Raw genomic sequence first — 22,013 nt, 5'->3', positions numbered from 1 at the left:
GGCCAGGGAATCGGCTATCGTTTCCCGAAGTGCGCGCAAGGTGGAGTTGCCGATGAAAGCCGTCGTCTTCGAAAAATTCGGCGAAGAGCCGACGATCCAGACCGTTCCCGATCCGAAGCCGGCGCCGGACGGCGTCGTCATCAAGGTCGAGGCGACAGGCCTGTGCCGCAGTGACTGGCATGGCTGGATGGGCCATGATGCAGATATCCGCCTGCCGCATGTCCCCGGTCACGAGCTGGCCGGCGTCGTGGTAGCCGCCGGCAAGCAGGTGACCCGCTGGAAGGCTGGCGAGCGCGTCACCGTCCCGTTCGCCGTCGGCTGCGGCCATTGCTTCGAATGCACGTCCGGCAATCACCAGGTCTGCGAGCACCAGTCCCAGCCGGGCTTCAACGCCTGGGGCTCGTTCGCCGAATATGTCGCCATCGAGCAGGCCGACACCAACCTCGTGCGCTTGCCCGACGAGATGGAATTCGCCACTGCCGCCAGCCTCGGCTGTCGCTTCGTCACCTCGTTCCGCGCCATCGTCGACCAGGGCCGGGTGACGCCGGGCGAATGGGTGGCGGTGCATGGCTGCGGCGGCGTCGGCCTGTCGGCGATCATGATCGCCAGCGCCATGGGCGCCAATGTCATCGCCATCGACCTCACCGAAGAGAAGCTGGACTTCGCCAGGAAGATCGGCGCGGTGGCGACCATCAACGCGGCGACGACCCCGAACGTCGTCAAGGCGGTCAAGCAGATCACCAACGGGGGCGTGCATATGTCCATGGATGCGCTCGGCCATCCCACCACCTCGTTCAATTCGATCGCCAATCTGCGCCGGCGCGGGCGCCATGTGCAGGTCGGCCTGATGCTGGGCGATCACGCCCGCCCGCAGGTGCCGATGGACAAGGTGATCGCGTTCGAGCTCGAAATCCTCGGCAGCCACGGCATGCAGGCCTACCGCTACCCCGCGATGATGGAGATGATCCGCACCGGCAAGCTGAAACCCGAGCTTCTGGTCGGCAAGAAGATCAGCCTTGAGGAAGCGCCCGCCGCGCTGATGGCGATGGGCGGTTTTGAAGGTATCGGCATCGGTGTGGTGACGAAGTTCTAGCCAGCCGCGCCCGTCATCCAACAGTCGCGGGCCGTGGCAGGTCCCGCTTGGCAAACTTTTTGGCGCCGAACACGCACAGCACCACGCCGAGCGTGACGACGACCATCATGGGGCTGACCTGTTCATGCAGCAGTGTCGCCGCCAGGGCGAGGCCAAAGAAGGGCTGCAGCAGTTGCAACTGCCCCACGGCGGCGATGCCGCCTTGCGCGAGGCCGCGATACCAGAACACGAAGCCTATCAGCATGCTGAACAGCGAGACATAGGCAAGCCCGATCCAGGCATTGGTCCCGACCGTGGCGAAGGACGGTGGCAGGGTTACCACGGTCAGCACCAGCATGACCGGCAGCGACAACACCAGCGCCCAGCAGATCACCTGCCAGCCGCCCAGCCTGCGCGACAGCGCGGCGCCTTCTGCGTAGCCCAGGCCGCACACGATGATGGCGGCAAGCATCAGTGCGTCGCCAACCGGCGAGGCAGTCACGCCTTGCGCAAGGGCAAACCCGCCCACCAGCGCGCTGCCGAGGCATGAGAACAGCCAGAAGGCCGGTCTCGGCCTCTCGCCCCCGCGCAGCACGCCGAAGATCGCGGTCGCCAGCGGCAGCAGTCCGACGAAGATGATGGAATGAGCAGAGGTGACATGCTTCAGCGCCAAGGCTGTCAGCAAGGGAAAGCCGACCACCACACCCAACGCGACGATGACAAGCGACATCAGGTCGTGACGCTCCGGGCGCTTCTCGCGGAAGACGAGCAGCAGCCCGAGGCCGAGGAAGGCGGCTATAACCGCGCGCGCCGACGTCAGGAACGTCGGATCGAGATCCATCACCGCCACGCGCGTTGCCGGCAAGGAGCCGCTGAAGATCAACACGCCGATGAATCCGCTCATCCAGCCGCTCGTCGTCTTGTCCATTGCAGGCACTCCATCCACTGCGCCCTCTATCGGGCCCATGCCCATGGCGTCACCAGAGACAATGCAGTACAATTCAACAAAACTGTAATGGTTTGCCGGAAGGTACAGATGGACGAACAACCCGCGAGATTCGACAACAGCGGAACCCTTGTCGAAGGCGTCATGGCCACGATCCGCCAGCGAATTGCCGCGCGCAGCCTCACGCCTGGCGCCCGATTGCCCTCTATCCGCGCCTTCGCCAAATCCATGCAGGTTTCCAAATCGACAGTGGTCGAGGCCTATGAGCGACTGGCGGCGGAAGGCGCGATCCGTTCTCGGCCAGGCTCCGGCTTCTATGCCGCCGGATCGCTGGCGCCGCTGTCGCTGGCCGAGATCGGCCCCCGACTCGATCGCGCCGTCGATCCGCTCTGGGTTTCGCGGCAGTCGCTGGAAGCGGGCGATGAGACGCTGAAGCCCGGCTGTGGCTGGCTACCCGCCTCGTGGATGCCGCAGGCAGCGCTACGTCGCGCGCTGCGCACCGTGGCGCGCGCCGATGATGTGGCCCTTGCCGACTACGGCACGCCGCTCGGGCTGCCGCCGCTGCGCCAATTGCTGGCGCGGCGCATGGCCACGCATGGCATCGAGGCTTCCCCCGAACAGATCATGCTGACGGAATCGGGCACGCAGGCCATCGATCTGCTGTGCCGGTTCCTGCTCGAACCCGGCGATACAGTGCTGGTCGACGATCCCTGCTATTTCAATTTCCACGCACTGTTGCGTGCCCATCAGGCCAAGGTCGTCAGCGTCCCCTATACGCCATCGGGACCGGATATCGACTTGTTCGCGCAGGCGCTGGCCGAGCATCGGCCGCGCCTCTACATCACCAACTCCGCCATCCACAACCCGACCGGCGCGATCCTGTCGCCGGTCACCGCGCACCGGCTGCTCAAGCTCGCCGATCAATCGGACCTGACCATCGTCGAGGACGATATCTTCGCCGATTTCGAACACACCCCTGCCCCGAGGCTCGCGGCTTTCGACGGTCTCGAGCGTGTCGTCCATATCGGCAGTTTCTCCAAGACGCTTTCGGCCTCGATACGCTGCGGCTTCATCGCCGCGCCCCGTGACTGGATGGAAGGGCTGGCCGACCTCAAGATCGCCACCACCTTTGGCGGCGGGCGGCTCGCAGCCGAATTGGTGCTGACCTTGCTCAGGGACGGCAGCTACCGCAAGCACATGGATCTGCTGCGCGCCCGGCTTTCGCGCGCCATGGGCGAGACAAGCGCCCGGCTGAAGGCAATCGGCATCACGCCCTGGATAGACCAGCCGGCCGGGCTGTTCCTGTGGTGCGGCTTGCCTGATGGGGTCGATGCGGCTGAAGTCGCCCGCCGCGCTCTGGCCGACAATGTCGTGCTCGCACCCGGCAACGCGTTCAGCCTGTCGCAATCGGCCAGCCGCTTCCTGCGCTTCAACGTCGCCCAGTCCACGGACGAGCGGATTTTCAGGACGCTGGAAGCAGCCATGCGGGGTTGACGGTCAAGGCACGGCTTGCGCGATCACGACTTCATGCAGATGTCGCGCACGCAACCGCGCAGCCAGCGCTGCGCCGGATCGGCATCGAGCCGCGGATGCCAGAGCATGGAAATGGTGACCGCCGGGATGTCGACCGGCAGGGAAAAACTCGGCATGCCGGCGCGCGCGCCTTGCGTATGCCGCTCGGGCACGCTGGCGATCAGGTCCGAGGCGCGCGCCATGGCGAGCGCGGCCGAAAAACCGGAAGCCATGCACACGACCGTCCGTTGCAATCCGAGCCGGCTCAAGGCCTCGTCGATCGGCCCTCTTTCGCGGCCCTGCCGCGAAACGTTGATGTGGCGGCCAGCCGCATAGCGTTCCGGCGTCATCGCGCCCTGGCCGAGCGGATGGCCGCTGCGTACGGCACCGACGAAACGGTCGCGAAAAAGCGCCTGGATGCGCACCTCCGGCCCGGTCTCGCCGGCCACGCCTACTTCCAGGTCGATCGCCGCTTCGCGCAGCGACGTCATATCCTTGTCCGACTTCGGCGCGAAACGCAGCCGCACGCCCGGTGCGTCGGCCTGGATACGGGCGATCAGGCGCGGCCCGAACTCCTCGACGAAGCTTTCATTGGTGCGCAGCGTGAAGGTCCTCTCCAGGCCCGGCAGATCAAGCAGCTGGGCCGGGCGCAGCAGCGTTTCCGCATCCTGAACCACACGGCCGACCTTCTGGCGCAGTTTCTGCGCGCGTGGCGTTGGAACCAGGCCGCGACCGGCGCGCACCAGTAGCGGATCTCCCGTCGCCGCGCGCAGGCGTGCCAGCGTGCGGCTCATCGCCGAGGGGCTGAGCCGTAATCGCTTCGCCGCACGCGCCACGCTGCCTTCGTCCAGCAGGACATCGAGGGCGACGAGCAGATTGAGATCGGGCGGCGACATGGGTCGATCCTAGCACGAAATCCACTGATGTGGCGCGTGATGCACGAATACAATGCAAATGCTGCGCGTTCCGCCACATCACGCAAACGATTAGATCTTCGAAGCTTCGACCTGAAGCCGACAAAGGAGATCGCCGTGGCAGTCACTGAGCAACATCGCAACGATCACGCATCGGTCGCACAGAAAATCCCATCGGCTGGATGGGCGCTGGCGAGCCTGTCGCTGGCCACGCTGCTGTCGTCGCTTGGCACCAGCATCGCCAGCGTCGGCCTTCCCGCGCTGATGCAGGCATTCGATGCCTCATTCCAACAGGTGCAATGGGTCGTGATTGCCTATCTGCTCGCCATCACGATCCTGATCGTCAGTGCCGGGCGCCTCGCCGACATACTCGGGCGGCGGCCGCTGCTGCTTTTCGGCATCGCGCTGTTCACATCGGCATCCGTGCTCTGCGGCCTCTCGCCGGCTTTGCGGCTGCTGATCGCGGCGCGGACGGTCCAAGGGCTTGGCGCGGCGCTGATGATGGCACTGACGTTGGCCTTTGTCGCCGAGACGGTGAGCAAGGCCAGAACCGGCAGCGCCATGGGCCTGCTCGGCGCCATGTCGGCCATCGGCACCACGCTCGGCCCTTCCTTGGGCGGCCTGCTGATCGCCGCTCTCGGCTGGCGTTCGATCTTCCTGGTCAACGTGCCGCTCGGCATCCTGACCTTTGCAATGGCCTGGCGTGCTTTGCCTGCCGGCAACCGGACGGCGCGGACCGGTCAAGCCAGCTTCGATGGTTTGGGCACGGGCCTGCTGGCCCTGACATTGGCGGCTTACGCGCTGGCGATGACGATGGGTAGAGGCAGTTTCGGGCTCATCGATATCGGCCTGCTGATCGCGGCTGGCATCGGCATCTTCCTGTTCGCCACGACGCAAAGGGTGGCGAAAAACCCATTGGTCGAGCTTTCCGCCTTCCGCGATCTCTCGCTGAGCGCCAGCCTGGCCATGAACCTGATCGTCGCCACCGTGATGATGGCGACCTTGGTGGTTGCGCCGTTCTATCTCTCGCGCGGGCTCGGACTGGACGCGCCAAACGCCGGACTGGTGCTCTCGACAGGCCCGCTGGTCTCAGCGCTGTCGGCGTTGCTTGCCGGACGCCTTGCCGATCGCTTCGGAGCCAAAAGGATGATGGTCGCGGGCCTGCTCGGTCTTGCCACGGGCACGTTCCTCCTGTCCCTGGCGATAACGACACTCGGCATCGCCAGCTATGTCGTCCCCATCACCGTGACCTGCTTCGGTTATGCCCTGTTCCAGACAGCGAACAACGCCGCCGTCATGAGCAGCGTCGGCGGCGGTCAACGCGGCGTCATCTCCGGCCTGCTCAATCTGTCGCGCAACCTTGGCCTCATTACGGGCGCCTCCGTCATGGGCGCCATATTCGCCGCCGCATCGGCCGGAGGACGCGAAGCCGGCGGCCAAGGCATGCTGACGTCAGCGGCGGCGGCCAGCGGAATGCAGGTGACCTTCCAGACGGCAACGGCCCTGACGCTGGCGGCGCTGGTGCTGGCGCTGGCTTCGGCTCGCGCCGTCGGCGGTGCTGCGCCCGAAATCCCCTGACTTGCCGCGCTGCGTAGCCTGGAGGTTGCCCGGCCGGTCCTCGCCTGATAGGTGAACGACACACAGCCGAATGGACGGCTGCAAGATCATTCGGGGCAGCGGTATGGGAGCCAGCAAGTCAGCAGACGAGTAAGCCGCGACAACATCTCGTTGTTGCGGCTATCTGCCCCGTCATTTCCATTCTGAATCACCGGCAGGTCGCCGCCAAATCTCATCATTTGTGCGGATCCTCGACCATGTTTTATCCAAAACGCCCGATATGGGCTTACTCCTTGCCGTCGGCGCTGCTGCTGATGGCGCCCTTCGACATTCTTGCCTCGCTGGCCATGGACATCTATCTGCCGGTGGTTCCGGCAATGCCGGCAGCTCTTGGCACGACCCCTGATGTCATCCAGCTGACGCTCAGCCTCTATATGGTCACGCTTGGCCTCGGCCAGCTCGTGTTCGGCCCGATCTCCGACAGGATTGGCCGGCGCCCGGTGCTGATCGGCGGCGGGCTGCTGTTTGCAGGCGCTTCGTTTCTGCTGGCCGGCACGTCGTTGGCGACAGCCTTCGTTGCCCTGCGCGTCCTGCAAGCCATCGGCGCATCGGCTGTTCTGGTCGCGACCTTTGCAACGGTCCGTGACGTCTACGCGCAGCGGCACGAAGGCACGGTGATCTACGGCCTGCTCAGCTCGATGCTGGCCTTCGTGCCGGCATTGGGACCGATCGCCGGCACCTTGATCGCCGACAGCTTCGGCTGGCGCGCGATCTTCATCACGCTCGCCGTCCTGGCCATGCTGGCCACGTTCCAGGCGTGGCTGCGATGGCATGAGACGAAGCCCTCGAATGGCGACCGGCCGCACGCCGTATTTCCGTCGATCCTGGGCAGCTTCGCCTTTTGGACCTACACGCTCGGCTTCGCTGCGGCGATGGGCACGTTCTTCGTGTTCTTTTCGACGGCGCCCCGGGTTCTGATCGATCGCGCCGGCTTCTCGCAGATCGGCTTCAGCTTCGCCTTTGCCACGGCGGCATTGGTGATGATCGCAACCACCCGCTTCGCCAAAGCCTTCACCGGCCGCTGGGGGATCGCGGGCAGCCTGGCGCGCGGCATGGCGATGTTGCTTGTCGGCGCCGCAATGCTGGCGATCGGGCAGTTGTTCGCCGCGCCCTCCTTCGCGACCTTCATCCTGCCGACCTGGATGATGGCGGCGGGCATCGTCTTTGCCGCCTCGGTCACGGCCAATGGCGCACTCGAGGCGTTCACGGATGTCGCGGGAACCGCGGTGGCGCTCTATTTCTGCGTCCAGAGCCTGATCGTCGGCATTGCCGGCACGTTTTTCGTCCTCCTGCTGGGCGGCGACACCGCGTGGCCGTTGGCCTGCTATGCCGCTGTTTTTGCGGCGATGACGCTGGGCGCCCTCAGCCTTTTGCCGAGCCGGCAGGCAAAGAACGCCTGACGAAGATGACCCAGGGGCCTGACGGACCGCCGCTCAGGCCCCTGCCCGCTTGCGGCGCTCATAGAGCATGACCAGCGTCTCGGCCGTCAGCGCCGGCTTTTCCTCGCCCTCGATCTCGACGGTGTTGGCGGCCTTCATCAGGTATTGGCCCGGCCCCCTGTCCTCCATGGACAGCAGCGTGGTGCGCAGCCGGATGCGTGCGCCCACCTTGACCGGCGCCAGGAATCGCACCTTGTCGAAGCCGTAGTTGAAGGCGGCCTGCGTGTTCTCGGGCACGATTCCCATGCCGAGCGCCAGCGCGCCGATGATCGACAGCGTCAGGTAGCCATGCGCGATCGTCGTGCGGAATGGACTTTGCCGCCGCGCCCGTTCCGGGTCGACATGGATCCATTGGTGGTCACCGGTGCATTCGGCGAACTGGTTGATACGGTTCTGGTCGACTGTCGTCCATTCCGAGACGCCGAGCTCCTGCCCGGACATCGTCCTCAACTGCTCGTAGGTCGGCGGCGTCTTAGGCCGTATTTCGGTCATTCCTGTTTTCCCGATGGCTTCCAACGCTTCCGGACCACGAACCGGCGGCTCCTGTCAATTCGCCCTGCATGATTCCGTTCCCCCGGAATCGACGTGAATCCTGGCATCGCCTATGTCAACCCGTATTTGCCCGGTGCAACAGCGTGGCGGGTCGATGAGAGAGCATGCAAACAAACCTTCGCCGAGCGCAGGGCTGGCAGGCAATCAGTCTTTGGCACGCGAGCTACTTCTTCTCGAAGCCGGCGCGGATTTCCTCCATCGCCTCCTTGATGCGCATGCGCAGGATGTCGACCGATTCGGTGCCGGATTTCCTGGCCAGCTCGGCCACTTCGCTGGCATTCTTCAACGTGGTCTCGAAGGATTTCCTGGCGAACTCAGTCTGTTTGGCCATCAGGTCCTGCGGCGTGCCGGGCGCTCTGTAGCCTTGCGTCATGTCGGCGATTTCGCGCAGCGTGTCCTGCAGCATCTCGCGTTGCCTGGAGAACAGCGACGACGCGCCGGCGGCACTTGCCCGCGCCGATTTCTCCAACGCTTCAAGGTTCTTGCGGTGGTGCGCGAGGATCGCCTCGACATCGACATTGGGCAGTTTCAGGTCACGGCCGAACCGGCCGAACATGTCCGTGAAGGAATCGGAAGCCGGTTGTTTGGCCATGCTCATCTGCTCCCCCTGTTGATGCCCCAGCCATGAGAATAAGGCATGGCGTGCGCCCGTCAATTGACGAGAAACAGCCGCTCCGCGGTGTAAAGCGCGATGCCGGCCAGACCGCCGATGATCATGCCGTTGAAGCGAATATATTGCAGGTCCCGGCCGATGTTCATCTCGATCAACCGCGTCAGCTGCGCCAGGTCCCAGCGCTTGACCTGGTCGGCGATGAATTTCGATACGCCGCTCTTCTGGCTCTCCACGAAAGAGGACAGCGCCACCACGAATCCCTGGTTCATGTCGGCCCTGATCTTGGCGTCGCCGGCCAGATGCCGGCCGACCTCGACGAACATATTGGCAAGATGCGCGCGGATGATCGATCGCGGCGCCTTGGCATCCTGCTCGATGAACAGGCTGAGGCTTTCCCACATGTCGCCGGCCAGCGCCTTGACTTCCGGCCTGGCGAGGAAATCGCGCTTCAGCTTCTCGGCGCGCCTTGCATACTGCTTCGACGTTCTCAACCGCTCGACGAACCCCTGCGCGAAATGGTCGAATTCCGCGCGCATCGGGTGGTCTGGATCGGCTCTCACCTCGTCGAGCAGCGAACCGGCCGAGGCGACGACCTTCTTCAGGAGATAGGCGTCGGCCCTGAACAGGTTGAACAGCGACGGCAGTTCCTCGCGGATCTTTTCGCGCATGGTCGTCAGCGCCTGTTCATCGTTGAGGAATCGGCCGATCACCTTGATGAACTCATCGAACAGCCTCTGGTGACGGCGATCGTCGGTCAGGGCCGAGAGCAATTCGGCCGCCAACGGCGCCAGCGGCACTTTTTCGATCTGCTCCAGCATCCGGCTGGTGACGAAGCCGCGCAGCCCCGATTGCTCGACGGCGGCAAGCGTCTGCGGAACCAGGCGCACGACGAAACGCGACAGGCCCGCGGCACGCTCCGAATCGGCCAGCCAGTCGGCTACGAGCGCCGAGAAATCGACCTCGGCCAGCTTTTCGCGCACCGGCTCGGGGGCAAGGAAATTGACTTCGATGAAACGACCGAGATTGTCGGCGATGCGGCTCTGGTTCTCGGGAATGATCGCGGTGTGCGGGATCGGCAGGCCGAGAGGCCGCTTGAATAGCGCGACCACCGCATACCAGTCGGCCAGGCCGCCAATCGTCGCCGCCTCGGCAAAGGCGGCGACGAAGCCGAGCCAAGGATAGGTGCTCTCGAAGGACTTGGCCAGGGCGAACACGGCGACGCAAAGCGCAAGTGCCGCCGTGGCAACGAACTTGGTCCGCCGCAGCATGGCAAGCTTGGCATGCGCATCGGCATCGTATCCGGCGGAGTTCAGGGCCGTGGCTGATTGTGACATATCGGAGTCTCGATCTCGGACCTATTTAGAGCAAGTCCAGGAAAAGTGTTTAACGGTTTCCCGGGAAAGGCGCGTAGCGCTTTCCCTGGGGAATTGCGTAAAAACAAAGAGTTAGAGCGCGTCGACGATTCTACCAACGCTGAACCGCTCTGGTGTTTCGCCCGAAGAAATGCGCATGACAACCGATTCGGCCGCGTCTTGCCGCCTTGCGCACACAAAGTTGACGAGAATATTCAGCTATTATGCGAAGCTAGTCTGGAATTATTCCAAGGTATAGGCCATATTCCGCCGAGGCCAGTGTGGCGAATCCGAAAGCTCGGAGCAAAGCTGCACCAGCAAAGTTCAAAATCCGGCGTGATCGCAGCTCGCCGGCGCTTTGTGAGGACAAGATGCGGCTTACCCGCCAGACCAATTATGCCATGCGCATCCTGATGTATTGCGCGGCCAATACCGATCGGCTGAGCCGCATCCCCGAGATCGCCGCCGCCTATTCGGTGTCGGAGCTTTTCCTGTTCAAGATCCTCCAGCCGCTGGTCGAGAATGGCCTTGTCGAGACGGTGCGTGGCCGCAATGGCGGCGTCAGGCTTGGCCGCGCCGCGGAATCGATCAACCTGTTCGACGTTGTGCGCGTGACGGAGGAAAGCTTCGCCATGGCCGAGTGCTTCGAGAACGACGCCGCGGAGTGCCCTCTGGTCGACAGTTGCGCGCTGAATTCCGCGTTGCGCGAGGCGCTCAACGCCTTCTTCGCCGTGCTCGCCCGCTACACGATTGCCGATCTCGTGGCAGCGCGTCCGAATGTGCGCAACCTGCTCGGCATCGACATGCTGGAGCGCCGCGCGCCGGCCGCCTAACCTCACGACCAGGTCTGTTGAGATTCAGCTCAGGCCGAGTCGAGAATGGTGGGTTCCGAGAACCGGAACGGAGCGTCCGTTCGGGTACGTGAGTACCGGAAGCGCAGGAAACCGCCGTTCGCAGGCCGGCCTCAGCTGAATATCAACTGACCGCTGATTGAGGCAGCACGAACGGCATATTGCCGGCCGGCAGGACTCCAACCCTCAAGCGGCAACCGAATACCCTTTCGATCAGATCGTCGCTCAGCACATCCTTCGGCGAACCGGTGGCGGCAAGCCGGCCGCGGTGCATGACGAAAATCCGGTCGGCATACATCGCCGTCAGGTTGAGGTCGTGCAGGATGGCAACCACGCCGCCGCCCCTTCTGGCGAAGTCGCGGGCGATGTTCATGATGATCAGCTGGTGCTTGATGTCGAGGCTGGACACCGGCTCGTCCAGGAACAGATAGCGCGGCTTGCCGCCGAGCACCGGCGCCCAGATCTGGCACAGCACGCGGGCGAGTTGAACGCGCTGCTGCTCGCCGCCGGAAAGCTCCTGATAGAAGCGGCCGGCGAAACCGTCGAGGTCGACACGCGCCAGCGCCCGTTCCGGCAGGTGTTCGTCCTCGCCCGGCAGCACACCAGAGCGGCCTCCGACAAGGCCGAGCCTGACAATCTCGCGCACAGTAAAGGGAAACGACAAGGTCGTCGCCTGCGGCAGTACCGCGCGCAGCGTGGCCGCCTCGACTGGCGTCATGGTCGACAGGTCGCGGCCGTTGATGGCAATCCGGCCGGTATGCGCGAGTTCCCCGGACAGCGCCTTGAGGAAGGTCGTCTTGCCCGACCCATTGGGGCCGACAATGGCCGAAATCTCACCCGGCCTGACCTCGAAATCGACGCCGGCCACGATGCCTTTCCTGCCGATCGCCACCGAAACATCGCGCGCTTCGATCATGAAACACCCCTACAGGTCGATGACGCCACGCTTGCGCAGCAGAATCCAGAGGAAGAACGGCGCCCCGGCGATCGCCGTGACGATGCCGATCGGCAGTTCGGCGGGCGCCACGATGGTGCGGGCGACCGCATCGGCCAGAAGCAGCAGCGATGCGCCGAGCAGCGCCGAGGCCGGCAGCAGGAAGCGATTGTCGGGGCCGATCAGCAGGCGCAGCAGATGCGGCACCACGATGCCGACGAAACCGATGCCGCCGCTGACGGCGACGGAGGCGCCGACCGCCGCCGAGACGCCCACGATGGCCGTGTACTTAAGCCGCTGCACCGGAATGCCGAGATGGCCGGCGGTCGCCTCGCCCAGCGCCAGCGCATTGAGGCCGCGGGCCAGGAACGGCATCGCCGCCAGCGAAAGCACTATGACCGGGCCGACAGAGCCGATCTTCTGCCATGTCGCACCGGCCAGCGAGCCGAGCTGCCAGAAGGTCAGGTCGCGCAATTGCCGGTCGTCGGCCATGAAGATCAGGATACCGGTCAGCGCCATGGCAAGTGCGGCCAGTGCCAGGCCGGCAAGCAGCATGGTGGCGACAGATGTGCGGCCTTGCCGCGTCGCCACCCTGTAAAGCAGCAACGTCACCGACAACCCGCCGCCGAAGGCCGCCAGAGGAAGGGTCAGCGCGCCCAACCAGGCGGTCACCGGCGACAGCATGGTCGTGCCGAGCACGATGACGGCCACCGCGCCGAGGCTGGAGCCTGCCGAAACGCCGATAAGGCCGGGGTCGGCAAGCGGATTGCGGAACAGCCCCTGCATGACCGCGCCGGACACCGCGAGCGCGGCCCCGATCAGCACGCCGAGCACGACACGCGGCAGCCTTATGTCATAGACGATGAGGCGATCTCGCGCGCTCATCGCCACGTCGCCAGGCGCTGCGCCGAACAGCCAGTCGCCGACGACCTTGACGGCGGACGCATCCGAGGCGCCGGAGGTCAGCGACAGCACTACCGCTGCCGCAAGCATGACGCAGGCGAGCGCGATGATCAGACGGGCGCGCCCGGAACGGTCACCGTCGCTGGCCATCTTCCTCTCCGCCGGCCCGGCGATCGACTGGTCGACCATGCCGCTCAGTACTTAATCTGCGTGCCATAGAGCGCGACGGCAAGGTCGTGGACGGCGTCGGCCGTACGCGGTCCGAAGCCGAGTAGATATCCGCCATCGATGCGGATCAGCTTGCGCGCCGTTCCGGCCGGCGTCGAGGCGATCGATGCGTTGCCGAACAATTCGTCGTCCGATACCGGCGGCCCGGCATTGCTCATCATCAGGATCGCGTCCGGCCTGGCGGTGACAACAGCTTCGTCGGACAGTTGCTTGTAACCGGAGAAACCTTCGATCGCGTTGACGCCGCCGGCCAGCTTGATGATGCCGTTGGCCGCGGTGTCGCTGCCGGCCGCCATGATCTTGCCGCCCTGCATCGACAGCACGAACAGGACGCGCTTGCGCTCCTTGATCGAGGCCGTCTGCTTTTCCGCCGCCTGCAGCTTGGCATCGATCTCCCTGGCCAGCGCTTCGGCCTTGGCGTCGGCGCCGAGCGCCTTGCCGACCACGCGGACCTTTTCGAGGATGCCCTCACGGTCGTACCGGTCAGGCACTTCGATGAAGGGGATGCTCGTCTTCTTCAGCACATCGAGCGCCTCCTTGGGGCCGCTGCCGTGCAGCGCCAGCATGCCCGAAGGATTGACCGACAGCACACCCTCAGGCGACAGCTGACGCATGTAGCCGACATCTGGCAGGTCGAGAGCGGCTTTCGGATAGCGGCTGGTGGAATCGCGCGCCACAAGATGCTTTTCCTCGCCGAGCGCATAGACGATCTCGGTGATCGAGCCGCCGATCGCCGCGATCCTCGAAGGATCGGCAAAGACGACACCGTCTTCGGTGGCGCCCGCCGGCTGCAGCGCGGCAAAGCCCAGGAAGATACCGATTGCCGGCCCACGCATCCGTCCAAGGCCAGCCATCAGTCTCGATAGAGAAACCATCATTTTTCCTCAGGCTGCCGTCGGGCTTGGAATGCGCGGCAGGTTCTCGGCCAGGAACCGCCAGTCGTCGCGCTCGACCTCGCCTTCATGGCGCTTGCCGAAGAACTGGATGATCATGCTGCCATCGGCTGCGTAGACCTCGAGCGAAGTGACATGCCCGTCCTTGGTCGGCTTGCGCACGGCCCAGACCTCGTGGATATGGTCGGTGCGCAGGTGCAGGTGAAAGGTCTCGTCCAGAACGTTGATCCACGGGCCCATTGGCTTGATCGACTTGACCGGGCCGGAATGGATCTGGATGCAGCCGCGGTTCCCCACGAAGCACATGATCGGCATCTCGCCCGCGGCGGCATGATGGAACATCGCCCTCACCGCATCATTGTCGAGCAGCCAGGCGTAGTCCTGGCCCACCATGCGCACAGCCTGGCGGCGGCTGAGCTTCAACGTCTTCAGCATGCCGAAGAACTGATGCACGTCGGTTAGCCGGCTCCAGCGATCGCGCAGATCGTCGAGAGTGGCGGTCGTCGCCGCCGCCTCGCCTTCGTCTCCGGAGGCTTGCCCCGAAATGGCGACCATCGGTTCCTGGTTCGATGATTCCAGCGAAGCGACCAGTTTCTGATAGGCATAGAGATTGGATCCCGGCCGCAGATGCACCTTGTGCACCGCCTCGCCCGCCGCGTCGAAGAATTGCAGGCTGCGGCGGATGTCGTCCCCGTCGCGCTTTTCCACGGCAAAGCCGTGCGCCCAGACTTTCGGAAAGATGCGCAGGTCGATGTTCTCGCCCAGCACCATCGCATTGTGGTTGCCGGTGACCACCTTGTCGTAGACGCCGATCTTTTCATGCACCGCGCTTTCATTGCGGGTCAGCGCCATGACCTCGCCGACGGCTTCGAGCCCGGTCAGCAGGTCGTTGACGCGCGGCTCGATGCGAAGGACGCCGTCGCCGCAATGCGCAGCGACCAGCTCGGCCTCCGAAATGCCGAGCTGTGCTGCCAGATCGCGCTCGCGCGTTTTCGGATTGTCCGTCCGCGCCCGCCGGATTTCATGCGGAACGGGTTTTACGCGCTGGTCCATGTCTCGTCCCCTACCTGCCTTGCCTTACTTGTTGAGAATGAGCTTGCCCTGGCGGGTGATCTTGAGCCGGTAGAGCGCACCATGGTGCTCGATGCCGATCTCGTGCTCGCCTTGGAACAGCGTGGTGCTGGACAGCGTTCGCACCGCCAGCGGAATGCGCTCGAAGCGGGCGGAGGTATCGTCGGAACGGCGGACGCGATAGCGGAAGTCGTTGGGATTGTGCGTGTTCATGTGGATCGATCCCTTTCCTGTGCCGGGCGCCTGGCTAGGCGTTGCGTAATCCGATTCATTCTTGACTCGAATAATCAAGTTTACTAGTCAGTGCAATACCGGATTAAATGAGTCAAGATTTAAGACGCTGAATACGATCACAAATGCCAGCCAGCCCCAGGCCAGCCCGCATCGAACCTGGAAACTTTGGAGTTGGGGCACATGGGGTTAGCGATTTGGGAACGGCGCGGCTGGTCGGGGCCGAACGGTGCAGCGGCTTTGCTGGCGGGCGTGGCGGCGATTGCCTTGTTCGTGCCACCTGCCAATGCTCAGCAATCAGCACAGGTGACGGGAGAGCAGGCCGATCAATCGAAGCAGGCTGAGGGGGAAAAGCCGGCGCCAGCGGGCGCAACGCTGCTCGACAAGGTTCTGGTCATCAGCCGCACGGGGGAAACGGCCATCCAATCGCTGGCCTCGGCCAGCCATATCGACCAGGAACAGCTCGATCGCCGCATGGCGACGACGCCGAACGAAATGCTGTTCGGCGTGCCCGGCGTCGCGGCGCAGGCCGATGCCAGGCGCGTCAGCACCAGCGTCAACATCCGCGGCCTGCAGGATTTCGGCCGCGTCGCGGTCATCGTCGACGGCGCGCGGCAGAACTTCCAGCGTTCCGACCATGGCACCCAATCGACCTTCTACGTCGACCCCGAGCTTATCAAATCCGTCGACGTCATCCGTGGTCCGGTCGCCAACACCTATGGTTCGGGCGCAATCGGCGGCGTGGTCTTCTTCGACACCAAGGACGCCCAGGACTTCCTCAAGCCGGACGAGACATGGGCTGGTTCCGTCACCGGACGCTACGAGAGCAACGGCGGGGGCTGGACCACCAGCGCATCCGGCGCCTATCGCTTCAACGACAATTTGGATGCGCTGGGCAACATCGTCTACCGCAATTATGACGACTACAAGGATGGCGACGGCGACACCGTCAAGGGCACCGGCTTCGACGTGCTGAGCGGACTGCTCAAGACCACCATCCGCCCGAGCGACAACAGCGAACTGAAGCTCGGCTGGGTCGGTTCAAGCGACGGCTGGAACGAGATCAGCGGCGGCGTGCCGGTCAACGACGTCGACCTGAAGTCGAACACCTTCACCGCTCGCTACAACATCACGGACGAAGACAAGAGCTGGCTCGACCTCCACGTCAACACCTCCTACAACAAGACCAATCTTGATCTGACCAGCCTTGTTCCGCAAAACCGCTTCGATCCCGTCACCGGCCTTCCCGTGATGTTGCCGGCAGGTTCGACGGCCACCTTCGATGTCGGTACAGCCGCCATCGATATCTGGAACACGTCGCGATTCGAGACAGGCGGCCTCGCGCATGAACTGACCTATGGCGGCGACTGGGTGAATGACGACGTCGAAACTGGCGGCACGGCAGGCGGCGACAGCTTCTATACGCCTTCCGGCAAGCGCAACGTTTCTGGCGCCTACGTCCAGGACAAGCTCAGCTGGGATTGGCTCGAAGTCATTGCCGGACTGCGCTACGACAATTACAGCCTCAAGGACGGCGCTCACGAGGCATCGGGCGACCGCTTGTCGCCGCGCATCACCGTCGGCGTTTCGCCTTTCGAAAGCGCCAGCCTCGCAGGGCTGCAGTTCTACGGCACCTATGCCGAGGGCTATCGGTCGCCGTCGCTGACGGAAACCCTGATCAGCGGCAACCATCCGGCAGGGGTCAGCTTCCCGTTCCTGCCCAATCCCAGTCTGAAGCCCGAAACCGGCAAGACCGTTGAATTCGGCATCAACTACAGGCAGAACGACATTCTCGAATCCGGCGATGCGTTTCGGCTGAAAGCCGCCTATTTCAACAATGATGTCGACGACTATATCGACGGTGTCACGCTGTCGGCCTTCGATCCCACCAGTGGCTGCCCCTTCGGGCCGGGCATTCCGATCTGCTTCCAGTACCAGAACTTCGCCAAGGCAAAGATCAACGGCTTCGAGATGGAAGGCGTTTATGATGCAGCATGGGGCTACGCCGGACTTTCCGCCTCCATCATCAATGGTCACACCATATCCTACGAAGGCGATCGGGCGGACCTTGCCACCATCCCGTCCGCGCAGGTCACCGCGCAGCTCGGCCTGCGCTTCCTCGAGGACAAACTCACTGTCGGCGGCGAGGTGCAGTACAATGGCAAGCCCAAGGGTAACCCGATCGCCGAGGATTATACGCTGGTCAACGCCTTCGCCAGCTACCAGGCGACCGACAATCTGAAGGTTGATTTCCGCGCCGACAATCTGTTCGATGTCAAATACGCCAATCCGTTGAACGGCAGCACGACGGTCGCGGTCTATGAACCGGGCATAACGCTGAAGCTGGCGGCAACGATGCGATTTGGAGAATGATGATGACGAACTTGACGGCATCCCTTCGTCTGCTGACCTCGGCGCTGGCGATGTCGCTTGCAGCGGTTCCGGCGTGGGCACAAGAGTCCGCGCCGGCGCCTGCTCTCATCCTTGAACTCAATGGCGTGCAACCGTCCGAAAAGGGCTGCCGCCTGACCTTCGTGGTCACCAACAATCTCGGCGCCGACCTTTCCAAGGCGGCATTCGAGATCGCCCTGTTCAACGACGCCGGCGTCGTCGACCGCCTGACCGTGCTCGATTTCAAGGACCTGCCGGCCGGCAAGACGAAGGTGACGCGCTTCGATCTCGCTGGCACCAACTGCGTCAAGGTCAGCCGCGTGCTGATCAACAGCGCGACCGAATGCGTCGGCACCGGCGTCGAGCCGAACACCTGCATGCGAAAACTCAAGACAGATGCCAAGACCAGCATCGCCTTCGGGGTCTGAGCACGGCGTGGGACTGCGTGCGGCATTCCTGCGGCACGCAAGCAGGCCTTTCTGAACTTACCCAATCGGGAACCACCCGTCTCAGTCCAGGAAATCGAAAGGAACTTCATGTACATCGCCATGAACCGCTTCAAGGTGCAGAACGGCTCGGAAGCCGATTTCGAAGCCGTGTGGAAAAACCGAGATTCCAGCCTCGCGGAAATGAAGGGCTTCCGGGAGTTCCATCTGCTGCGCGGCCCACTCAACGAGACCGAAGGCTACACGCTGTTTGCCTCGCACACGGTCTGGGCAAGCCACGACGATTTCATCGCCTGGACCAAGTCGGAGAACTTTCGCGCCGCCCACAGGAACGTCGGCACGACGAAGGTCCACTATCTCGGCCATCCCCAGTTCGAGGGTTTTTCGGTCGTCGAGGGCGCCTGAAGCGGCCTCGCCAGCCGGATAAGGGTCCTCACGCCGCCGCAAGCAGGCTGGCATTGCCGCCCGCCGCGGTCGTGTCGACGCAAACGGCCCGCTCATGCGCGTAGGCCGCCGGATTGAGCACCTCGCTGACCAGCGGCACGATCGGCCCTGCGCGTTCGGCGATCACCTTGCGCACGATACGCGCCGCTTCCGGCGTCCCCGAGAAGGCGACGACGTCGACGCGCAGCGAACGCGCCTCGACCGGATCGGGGCGGCCGTCGATCGCCGCCAGCGGCAGGCCCTTGCCGGTCAGCGCCGAAAGCGCCGCCGGCGCGCCTGGCGCCACCGCCAGCACCGCATTGCCGGCGGCGAGCGCCTGGATCGTCTGGGCAAGCAGCGTGTCGCCGTCCGGTCCCAGGCACAGCACCCGACCGCGCGGCGCCAGTGAGAGTGTATTGGCCTCGCCGGTCGGCCCGGGCAGGTCGATCTGGCCGAAATCGATACCGGCGGCTGCTCCGATCGCCGCGGCACCTTTGCCGCGCAAGTGCTTGCGCAGGATGGCGATGCGGTCCGGCCGCGTCGACCAGCCGCCAAGCGCGGGATCGGGCAGATTGTCGGCGAGTTCGGTCGCCGTCACCTTGTGGCCGTCGGCAAGTGGCGTACCTGCCTCCGGTCCTTTGCGAAAGCGCCGGAGATAATGCGGTCCGCCGGCCTTGGGCCCGGTGCCGGACAGCCCCTCGCCGCCGAACGGCTGCGAGCCGACGACCGCGCCGATCTGGTTGCGGTTGACATAGATGTTACCGGCATGGATCCCGTCGACGAAATGCTGCACGCGACCCTCGATGCGGGTGTGCAGGCCGAAAGTCAGGCCGTAGCCCTTGCGGTTGATGGCGGCGATCACCGCGTCGATCTCATCGGCGTCGAAACTGGCGACATGGAGCACCGGGCCGAACACTTCGCGCTCCATCTCCTCGATACCCTTGACCCGGAACACATGCGGCGCGACGAAGCGGCCGTCCCTGGGCGCTTCGAGCTTGGCAATCAGCCGTCCCTGCAAACCCATCGTCGTGCAGTAATCGCGGATCGAACCCTGCGCCTCGTCGTCGATGACGGGACCGACATCCGTCGAGATGGCCCAGGGATCGCCGACCTTGAGCGCCTCCATGGCGCCCTTCAGCATCTCCAGCATCTTCTTCTCGACATCCTTCTGCACATAGAGGACGCGCAGCGCCGAACAGCGCTGGCCCGCACTCTGGAAGGCAGAGGCGAGGATATCGCGCACCGCCTGCTCGGGCAACGCGGTGGAATCGACGATCATGGCATTCAGCCCGCCCGTCTCGGCGATCAGCATGGAATCGGGCGCGGCTGTCTCTGCCAGTTGCTTCTCGATCAGCTTGGCGACCTCGGTCGAGCCGGTGAAGCAGACGCCGGCAATGCGCGGATCTGATGTCAGTGGCCCGCCGACCGAGGGGCCATCGCCCGGCAGAAGCTGGATGACGTCTTCCGGCACGCCGGCCTCCCGCAGCATTTCGACGGCCCGGAAGGCGATCAGCGGCGTCTGTTCGGCGGGCTTTGCAATCACCGAATTGCCGGTGACGAGCGCTGCCGCGATCTGGCCCGTGAAGATGGCGAGGGGGAAATTCCACGGGGAGATGCAGACAATGACGCCGCGCGCCTCGGTGCCCGCCTCGGCATTGGCCGCCTCGGCGGCGTAGTAGCGCAGGAAATCCACGGCCTCGCGCACTTCGGCGACGCCGTCGGCCAGCGATTTGCCGGCCTCGCGGGTGGCCAGCGCGAAGAATTCGACGGCATTGGCCTCGTAGAGGTCGGCGGCCCGATTGAGGATGGCCGCACGCTCGGAAACTCGGCGCCTCGCCCAGGCTGGCTGCGCTTCGACAGCGATGCGCACCGCAGTCGCCACCTGCTTGGCGGTGGCTTCGCTGACGGTGCCCACCACTTCCGAAGGCCTGGCCGGATTGACGACCGGGCGTTGCTGGCCATAGCCGGCCGCACGCGTGATCGGCTTGGCGTGCCAGCGGCTGGCGCCCGCGAAGGCTGTCCTCTCCTTGTCGATTGCCCCCAACGTCACCGGATCGGTGATGTCGAACCCTTTCGAGTTCCGGCGGTCTGCGCCGAAGATAGCGGCCGGCGGGGGAATCGCGGGATTGGCGGCAGGGCCCTGGCGCTCGACCGCATCGAGCGGGTCGCGCGCAATGTCCTCGGGCTCCACGTCCTCGTCGGTGAGCTGGTGGACAAAAGATGAATTGGCGCCGTTCTCCAGCAGCCGGCGCACCAGATAGGCGAGCAGGTCCGAATGCGCGCCGACAGGCGCGTAGATGCGGCAGCGCGTGCCTTCGGCCTTGCGCACAGTCTCGTGCAACGCCTCGCCCATTCCGTGCAGGCGCTGGAACTCGAAGCTATCACGGTTCGTCGTCATCGACAGGATGGAGGCGACAGTGTGGGCATTGTGGGTGGCGAATTGCGGATAGATGCGATCGGTCATCGACAAAAGCTTTCTCGCGCAAGCGAGATAAGAAACGTCGGTGTTGGCCTTGCGGGTGAAGACGGGGTAGCCGGCGAGCCCCAGCGTCTGCGCCCGCTTGATCTCGGTATCCCAATAGGCACCCTTGACCAGCCGCACCATGATGGTGCGATCGTATTTCGTGGCAAGCGCATAGAGCCAGTCGATGACGAAGGCCGCGCGTGGTCCATACGCTTGCACCACCACACCGAATCCGTTCCAGCCTGCAAGCTCCGGCTCGGCAAGCACGCGCTCGATGACGTCGAGCGAGAGGTCGAGGCGGTCGGCCTCCTCGGCATCGATGTTGAGGCCCATGCGCGAATGGCGCGCCGCGAGCGCCAGCGAAAGGAGCCGCTCGGCCATGACAGGCAGCATCTCTTCCTTCTGCGCTTCCTCGTAGCGCGGATGCAGCGCCGAGAGCTTCACCGAGATGCCGTGGTTGTGGCGGATATCAGGCCCGTTTGAACCGGCATCGAGTGACGAGATGGCGTCGGCGTAGGCCTTTTGGTAACGCAGCGCATCAGCCTCGGTGCGGGCTGCCTCGCCCAGCATGTCGAAGGAATAGAGATAACCCTTCTGCGTCATCGCTCGGCCGCGCTTTACGGCTTCGGCGATGGTGCGGCCGAGCACGAACTGCTCGCCCATCTCGCGCATCGCCGCCGCCACCGCCTTGCGGATGACGGGTTCGCCGAGTCGGCGCACCATGGCGCGCAGCGTGCCTTCGATGCCGCCCTCGCCTTCGTCGAGCACGCGGCCGGTCAGCATCAGCGCCCAGGTCGAGGCATTAACGAAGATGGAGCTCGAGCCGCCCGAATGCGCCGACCAGTCATGCGGCGCGATCTTGTCGGCGATCAGGTCGTCCATCGTCTCGGTATCGGGCACGCGCAGCAGCGCCTCGGCCAGGCACATCAGCGCCACGCCTTCCTTGGTGGAGAGGCCATAGGCGGACAGGAAAACCTCCATCAGCCGTGGATCGGACGAGCCGCGCACCGCCCGCACCAGATCGGCGGCGCGAGCCGAGATCGCCCGGCGGTCCTCCGCCGAGAGGCCGCTCGCCTCGGCCAGCCGCTTCACGGCCCGCTCCTCGTCGGGCAAATAGTTGGCGCGGATTTGCTGGCGGATGGCGTCGAGCGCTGGCATGGC

The 22,013-nt window shown here is 64.5% G+C and carries 19 protein-coding genes; 8 read left to right on the top strand and 11 right to left on the bottom strand.

Translation table 11 applies throughout. The features are described 5' to 3' along the window. Nucleotides 1–52 precede the first annotated feature (52 nt). Entirely contained in the window at nucleotides 53–1,093 is a 1,041-nt protein-coding gene (locus tag LB532_RS08375; protein ID WP_140638982.1) for a zinc-dependent alcohol dehydrogenase family protein, read from the top strand. A 13-nt stretch (nucleotides 1,094–1,106) separates the two neighbouring features. Here LB532_RS08375 and LB532_RS08370 read toward each other — a convergent pair whose 3' ends face one another. Then, the gene (locus LB532_RS08370) at nucleotides 1,107–2,000 is read right to left on the bottom strand and encodes a DMT family transporter (protein WP_140638983.1); all 894 of its coding nucleotides are present in this window, start codon (nucleotides 1,998–2,000) and stop codon (nucleotides 1,107–1,109) included. 108 nt (nucleotides 2,001–2,108) lie between these two features. Between LB532_RS08370 and LB532_RS08365 the strand changes: the two genes are divergently transcribed. Continuing rightward, entirely contained in the window at nucleotides 2,109–3,512 is a 1,404-nt protein-coding gene (locus LB532_RS08365) for a PLP-dependent aminotransferase family protein (RefSeq protein WP_140638984.1), read from the top strand. 23 nt (nucleotides 3,513–3,535) lie between these two features. Here the strand turns inward: LB532_RS08365 and LB532_RS08360 are convergent, their stop codons facing one another. Beyond that, on the bottom strand, nucleotides 3,536–4,426 hold the full coding sequence (locus tag LB532_RS08360) for a LysR family transcriptional regulator (protein ID WP_140638985.1): 891 nt from the start codon (nucleotides 4,424–4,426) through the stop codon (nucleotides 3,536–3,538). 135 nt (nucleotides 4,427–4,561) lie between these two features. On the opposite strand from LB532_RS08360, the gene LB532_RS08355 reads away from it, so the two are divergent. Then, nucleotides 4,562–6,022 carry an MFS transporter gene (locus LB532_RS08355; protein ID WP_224556615.1) on the top strand — a complete coding sequence of 487 codons (1,461 nt, stop codon included), beginning with the start codon at nucleotides 4,562–4,564 and terminating at the stop codon, nucleotides 6,020–6,022. Nucleotides 6,023–6,258: 236 nt separating this feature from the next. Next, nucleotides 6,259–7,461 carry a CmlA/FloR family chloramphenicol efflux MFS transporter gene (cml, locus tag LB532_RS08350; RefSeq protein WP_140638986.1) on the top strand — a complete coding sequence of 401 codons (1,203 nt, stop codon included), beginning with the start codon at nucleotides 6,259–6,261 and terminating at the stop codon, nucleotides 7,459–7,461. Between the two features lie 33 nt (nucleotides 7,462–7,494). On the opposite strand, the gene LB532_RS08345 is transcribed toward cml, so the two are convergent. The 3 genes from LB532_RS08345 to LB532_RS08335 form a co-directional block, all read right to left on the bottom strand. Beyond that, nucleotides 7,495–7,992: a MaoC family dehydratase gene (locus tag LB532_RS08345; protein ID WP_140495716.1), complete on the bottom strand. Its 498-nt coding sequence runs from the start codon at nucleotides 7,990–7,992 to the stop codon at nucleotides 7,495–7,497. A 223-nt stretch (nucleotides 7,993–8,215) separates the two neighbouring features. Continuing rightward, on the bottom strand, nucleotides 8,216–8,644 hold the full coding sequence (locus tag LB532_RS08340; protein ID WP_140638987.1) for a phasin family protein: 429 nt from the start codon (nucleotides 8,642–8,644) through the stop codon (nucleotides 8,216–8,218). Nucleotides 8,645–8,703: 59 nt separating this feature from the next. Then, nucleotides 8,704–9,999, bottom strand: a complete 1,296-nt coding sequence (locus LB532_RS08335; RefSeq protein ID WP_140638988.1) for a DUF445 domain-containing protein — start codon at nucleotides 9,997–9,999, stop codon at nucleotides 8,704–8,706. 389 nt (nucleotides 10,000–10,388) lie between these two features. Here LB532_RS08335 and rirA point away from each other — a divergent pair, with 389 nt between their 5' ends. Next, complete coding sequence (gene rirA, locus LB532_RS08330; RefSeq protein WP_140638989.1) at nucleotides 10,389–10,850, top strand: iron-responsive transcriptional regulator RirA; 462 nt, start codon at nucleotides 10,389–10,391, stop codon at nucleotides 10,848–10,850. Between the two features lie 142 nt (nucleotides 10,851–10,992). Here the strand turns inward: rirA and LB532_RS08325 are convergent, their stop codons facing one another. From LB532_RS08325 to hemP, 5 genes are read right to left on the bottom strand one after another with little or no spacing between them, the layout of a single operon-like run. Further along, nucleotides 10,993–11,784 carry a heme ABC transporter ATP-binding protein gene (locus tag LB532_RS08325; RefSeq protein WP_140638990.1) on the bottom strand — a complete coding sequence of 264 codons (792 nt, stop codon included), beginning with the start codon at nucleotides 11,782–11,784 and terminating at the stop codon, nucleotides 10,993–10,995. Between the two features lie 9 nt (nucleotides 11,785–11,793). Then, nucleotides 11,794–12,894 carry a FecCD family ABC transporter permease gene (locus tag LB532_RS08320; protein WP_140638991.1) on the bottom strand — a complete coding sequence of 367 codons (1,101 nt, stop codon included), beginning with the start codon at nucleotides 12,892–12,894 and terminating at the stop codon, nucleotides 11,794–11,796. 5 nt (nucleotides 12,895–12,899) lie between these two features. Then, nucleotides 12,900–13,808, bottom strand: a complete 909-nt coding sequence (locus LB532_RS08315) for a hemin ABC transporter substrate-binding protein (RefSeq protein WP_140639230.1) — start codon at nucleotides 13,806–13,808, stop codon at nucleotides 12,900–12,902. Nucleotides 13,809–13,817: 9 nt separating this feature from the next. Beyond that, nucleotides 13,818–14,879: a hemin-degrading factor gene (locus LB532_RS08310; protein WP_140638992.1), complete on the bottom strand. Its 1,062-nt coding sequence runs from the start codon at nucleotides 14,877–14,879 to the stop codon at nucleotides 13,818–13,820. Nucleotides 14,880–14,903: 24 nt separating this feature from the next. Further along, on the bottom strand, nucleotides 14,904–15,110 hold the full coding sequence (gene hemP / locus LB532_RS08305; RefSeq protein ID WP_140638993.1) for a hemin uptake protein HemP: 207 nt from the start codon (nucleotides 15,108–15,110) through the stop codon (nucleotides 14,904–14,906). Nucleotides 15,111–15,311: 201 nt separating this feature from the next. Here hemP and LB532_RS08300 point away from each other — a divergent pair, with 201 nt between their 5' ends. From LB532_RS08300 to LB532_RS08290, 3 genes are all read left to right on the top strand, one after another. Continuing rightward, nucleotides 15,312–17,501 (top strand): TonB-dependent hemoglobin/transferrin/lactoferrin family receptor, encoded by a 2,190-nt coding sequence (locus LB532_RS08300; RefSeq protein ID WP_140638994.1) that lies wholly within the window; start codon nucleotides 15,312–15,314, stop codon nucleotides 17,499–17,501. Nucleotides 17,502–17,503: 2 nt separating this feature from the next. Further along, nucleotides 17,504–17,947 (top strand): hypothetical protein, encoded by a 444-nt coding sequence (locus tag LB532_RS08295; RefSeq protein ID WP_140638995.1) that lies wholly within the window; start codon nucleotides 17,504–17,506, stop codon nucleotides 17,945–17,947. Nucleotides 17,948–18,055: 108 nt separating this feature from the next. Beyond that, nucleotides 18,056–18,370 carry an antibiotic biosynthesis monooxygenase family protein gene (locus LB532_RS08290; RefSeq protein WP_140638996.1) on the top strand — a complete coding sequence of 105 codons (315 nt, stop codon included), beginning with the start codon at nucleotides 18,056–18,058 and terminating at the stop codon, nucleotides 18,368–18,370. Between the two features lie 28 nt (nucleotides 18,371–18,398). On the opposite strand, the gene putA is transcribed toward LB532_RS08290, so the two are convergent. After that, complete coding sequence (gene putA, locus LB532_RS08285) at nucleotides 18,399–22,010, bottom strand: bifunctional proline dehydrogenase/L-glutamate gamma-semialdehyde dehydrogenase PutA (protein WP_140638997.1); 3,612 nt, start codon at nucleotides 22,008–22,010, stop codon at nucleotides 18,399–18,401. Between the last annotated feature and the right edge of the window lie 3 nt (nucleotides 22,011–22,013).

Source organism: Mesorhizobium sp. ESP-6-2 (assembly GCF_020164675.1).
In the GTDB taxonomy this organism is placed as follows: domain Bacteria; phylum Pseudomonadota; class Alphaproteobacteria; order Rhizobiales; family Rhizobiaceae; genus Mesorhizobium.
This window is presented reverse-complemented; position numbering and strand designations above follow the sequence as displayed.

What these genes read in the sequence shown, in the direction of transcription:
- LB532_RS08375 (WP_140638982.1), top strand. Translation starts at nt 53, where the DNA reads ATGAAAGCCGTCGTCTTCGAAAAATTCGGCGAAGAGCCGACGATCCAG.
- LB532_RS08370 (WP_140638983.1), bottom strand. Translation starts at nt 2,000, where the DNA reads ATGGACAAGACGACGAGCGGCTGGATGAGCGGATTCATCGGCGTGTTG.
- LB532_RS08365 (WP_140638984.1), top strand. Translation starts at nt 2,109, where the DNA reads ATGGACGAACAACCCGCGAGATTCGACAACAGCGGAACCCTTGTCGAA.
- LB532_RS08360 (WP_140638985.1), bottom strand. Translation starts at nt 4,426, where the DNA reads ATGTCGCCGCCCGATCTCAATCTGCTCGTCGCCCTCGATGTCCTGCTG.
- cml (WP_140638986.1), top strand. Translation starts at nt 6,259, where the DNA reads ATGTTTTATCCAAAACGCCCGATATGGGCTTACTCCTTGCCGTCGGCG.
- LB532_RS08345 (WP_140495716.1), bottom strand. Translation starts at nt 7,992, where the DNA reads ATGACCGAAATACGGCCTAAGACGCCGCCGACCTACGAGCAGTTGAGG.
- LB532_RS08340 (WP_140638987.1), bottom strand. Translation starts at nt 8,644, where the DNA reads ATGGCCAAACAACCGGCTTCCGATTCCTTCACGGACATGTTCGGCCGG.
- LB532_RS08335 (WP_140638988.1), bottom strand. Translation starts at nt 9,999, where the DNA reads ATGTCACAATCAGCCACGGCCCTGAACTCCGCCGGATACGATGCCGAT.
- rirA (WP_140638989.1), top strand. Translation starts at nt 10,389, where the DNA reads ATGCGGCTTACCCGCCAGACCAATTATGCCATGCGCATCCTGATGTAT.
- LB532_RS08325 (WP_140638990.1), bottom strand. Translation starts at nt 11,784, where the DNA reads ATGATCGAAGCGCGCGATGTTTCGGTGGCGATCGGCAGGAAAGGCATC.
- LB532_RS08320 (WP_140638991.1), bottom strand. Translation starts at nt 12,894, where the DNA reads ATGGTCGACCAGTCGATCGCCGGGCCGGCGGAGAGGAAGATGGCCAGC.
- LB532_RS08315 (WP_140639230.1), bottom strand. Translation starts at nt 13,808, where the DNA reads ATGGTTTCTCTATCGAGACTGATGGCTGGCCTTGGACGGATGCGTGGG.
- LB532_RS08310 (WP_140638992.1), bottom strand. Translation starts at nt 14,879, where the DNA reads ATGGACCAGCGCGTAAAACCCGTTCCGCATGAAATCCGGCGGGCGCGG.
- hemP (WP_140638993.1), bottom strand. Translation starts at nt 15,110, where the DNA reads ATGAACACGCACAATCCCAACGACTTCCGCTATCGCGTCCGCCGTTCC.
- LB532_RS08300 (WP_140638994.1), top strand. Translation starts at nt 15,312, where the DNA reads ATGGGGTTAGCGATTTGGGAACGGCGCGGCTGGTCGGGGCCGAACGGT.
- LB532_RS08295 (WP_140638995.1), top strand. Translation starts at nt 17,504, where the DNA reads ATGACGAACTTGACGGCATCCCTTCGTCTGCTGACCTCGGCGCTGGCG.
- LB532_RS08290 (WP_140638996.1), top strand. Translation starts at nt 18,056, where the DNA reads ATGTACATCGCCATGAACCGCTTCAAGGTGCAGAACGGCTCGGAAGCC.
- putA (WP_140638997.1), bottom strand. Translation starts at nt 22,010, where the DNA reads ATGCCAGCGCTCGACGCCATCCGCCAGCAAATCCGCGCCAACTATTTG.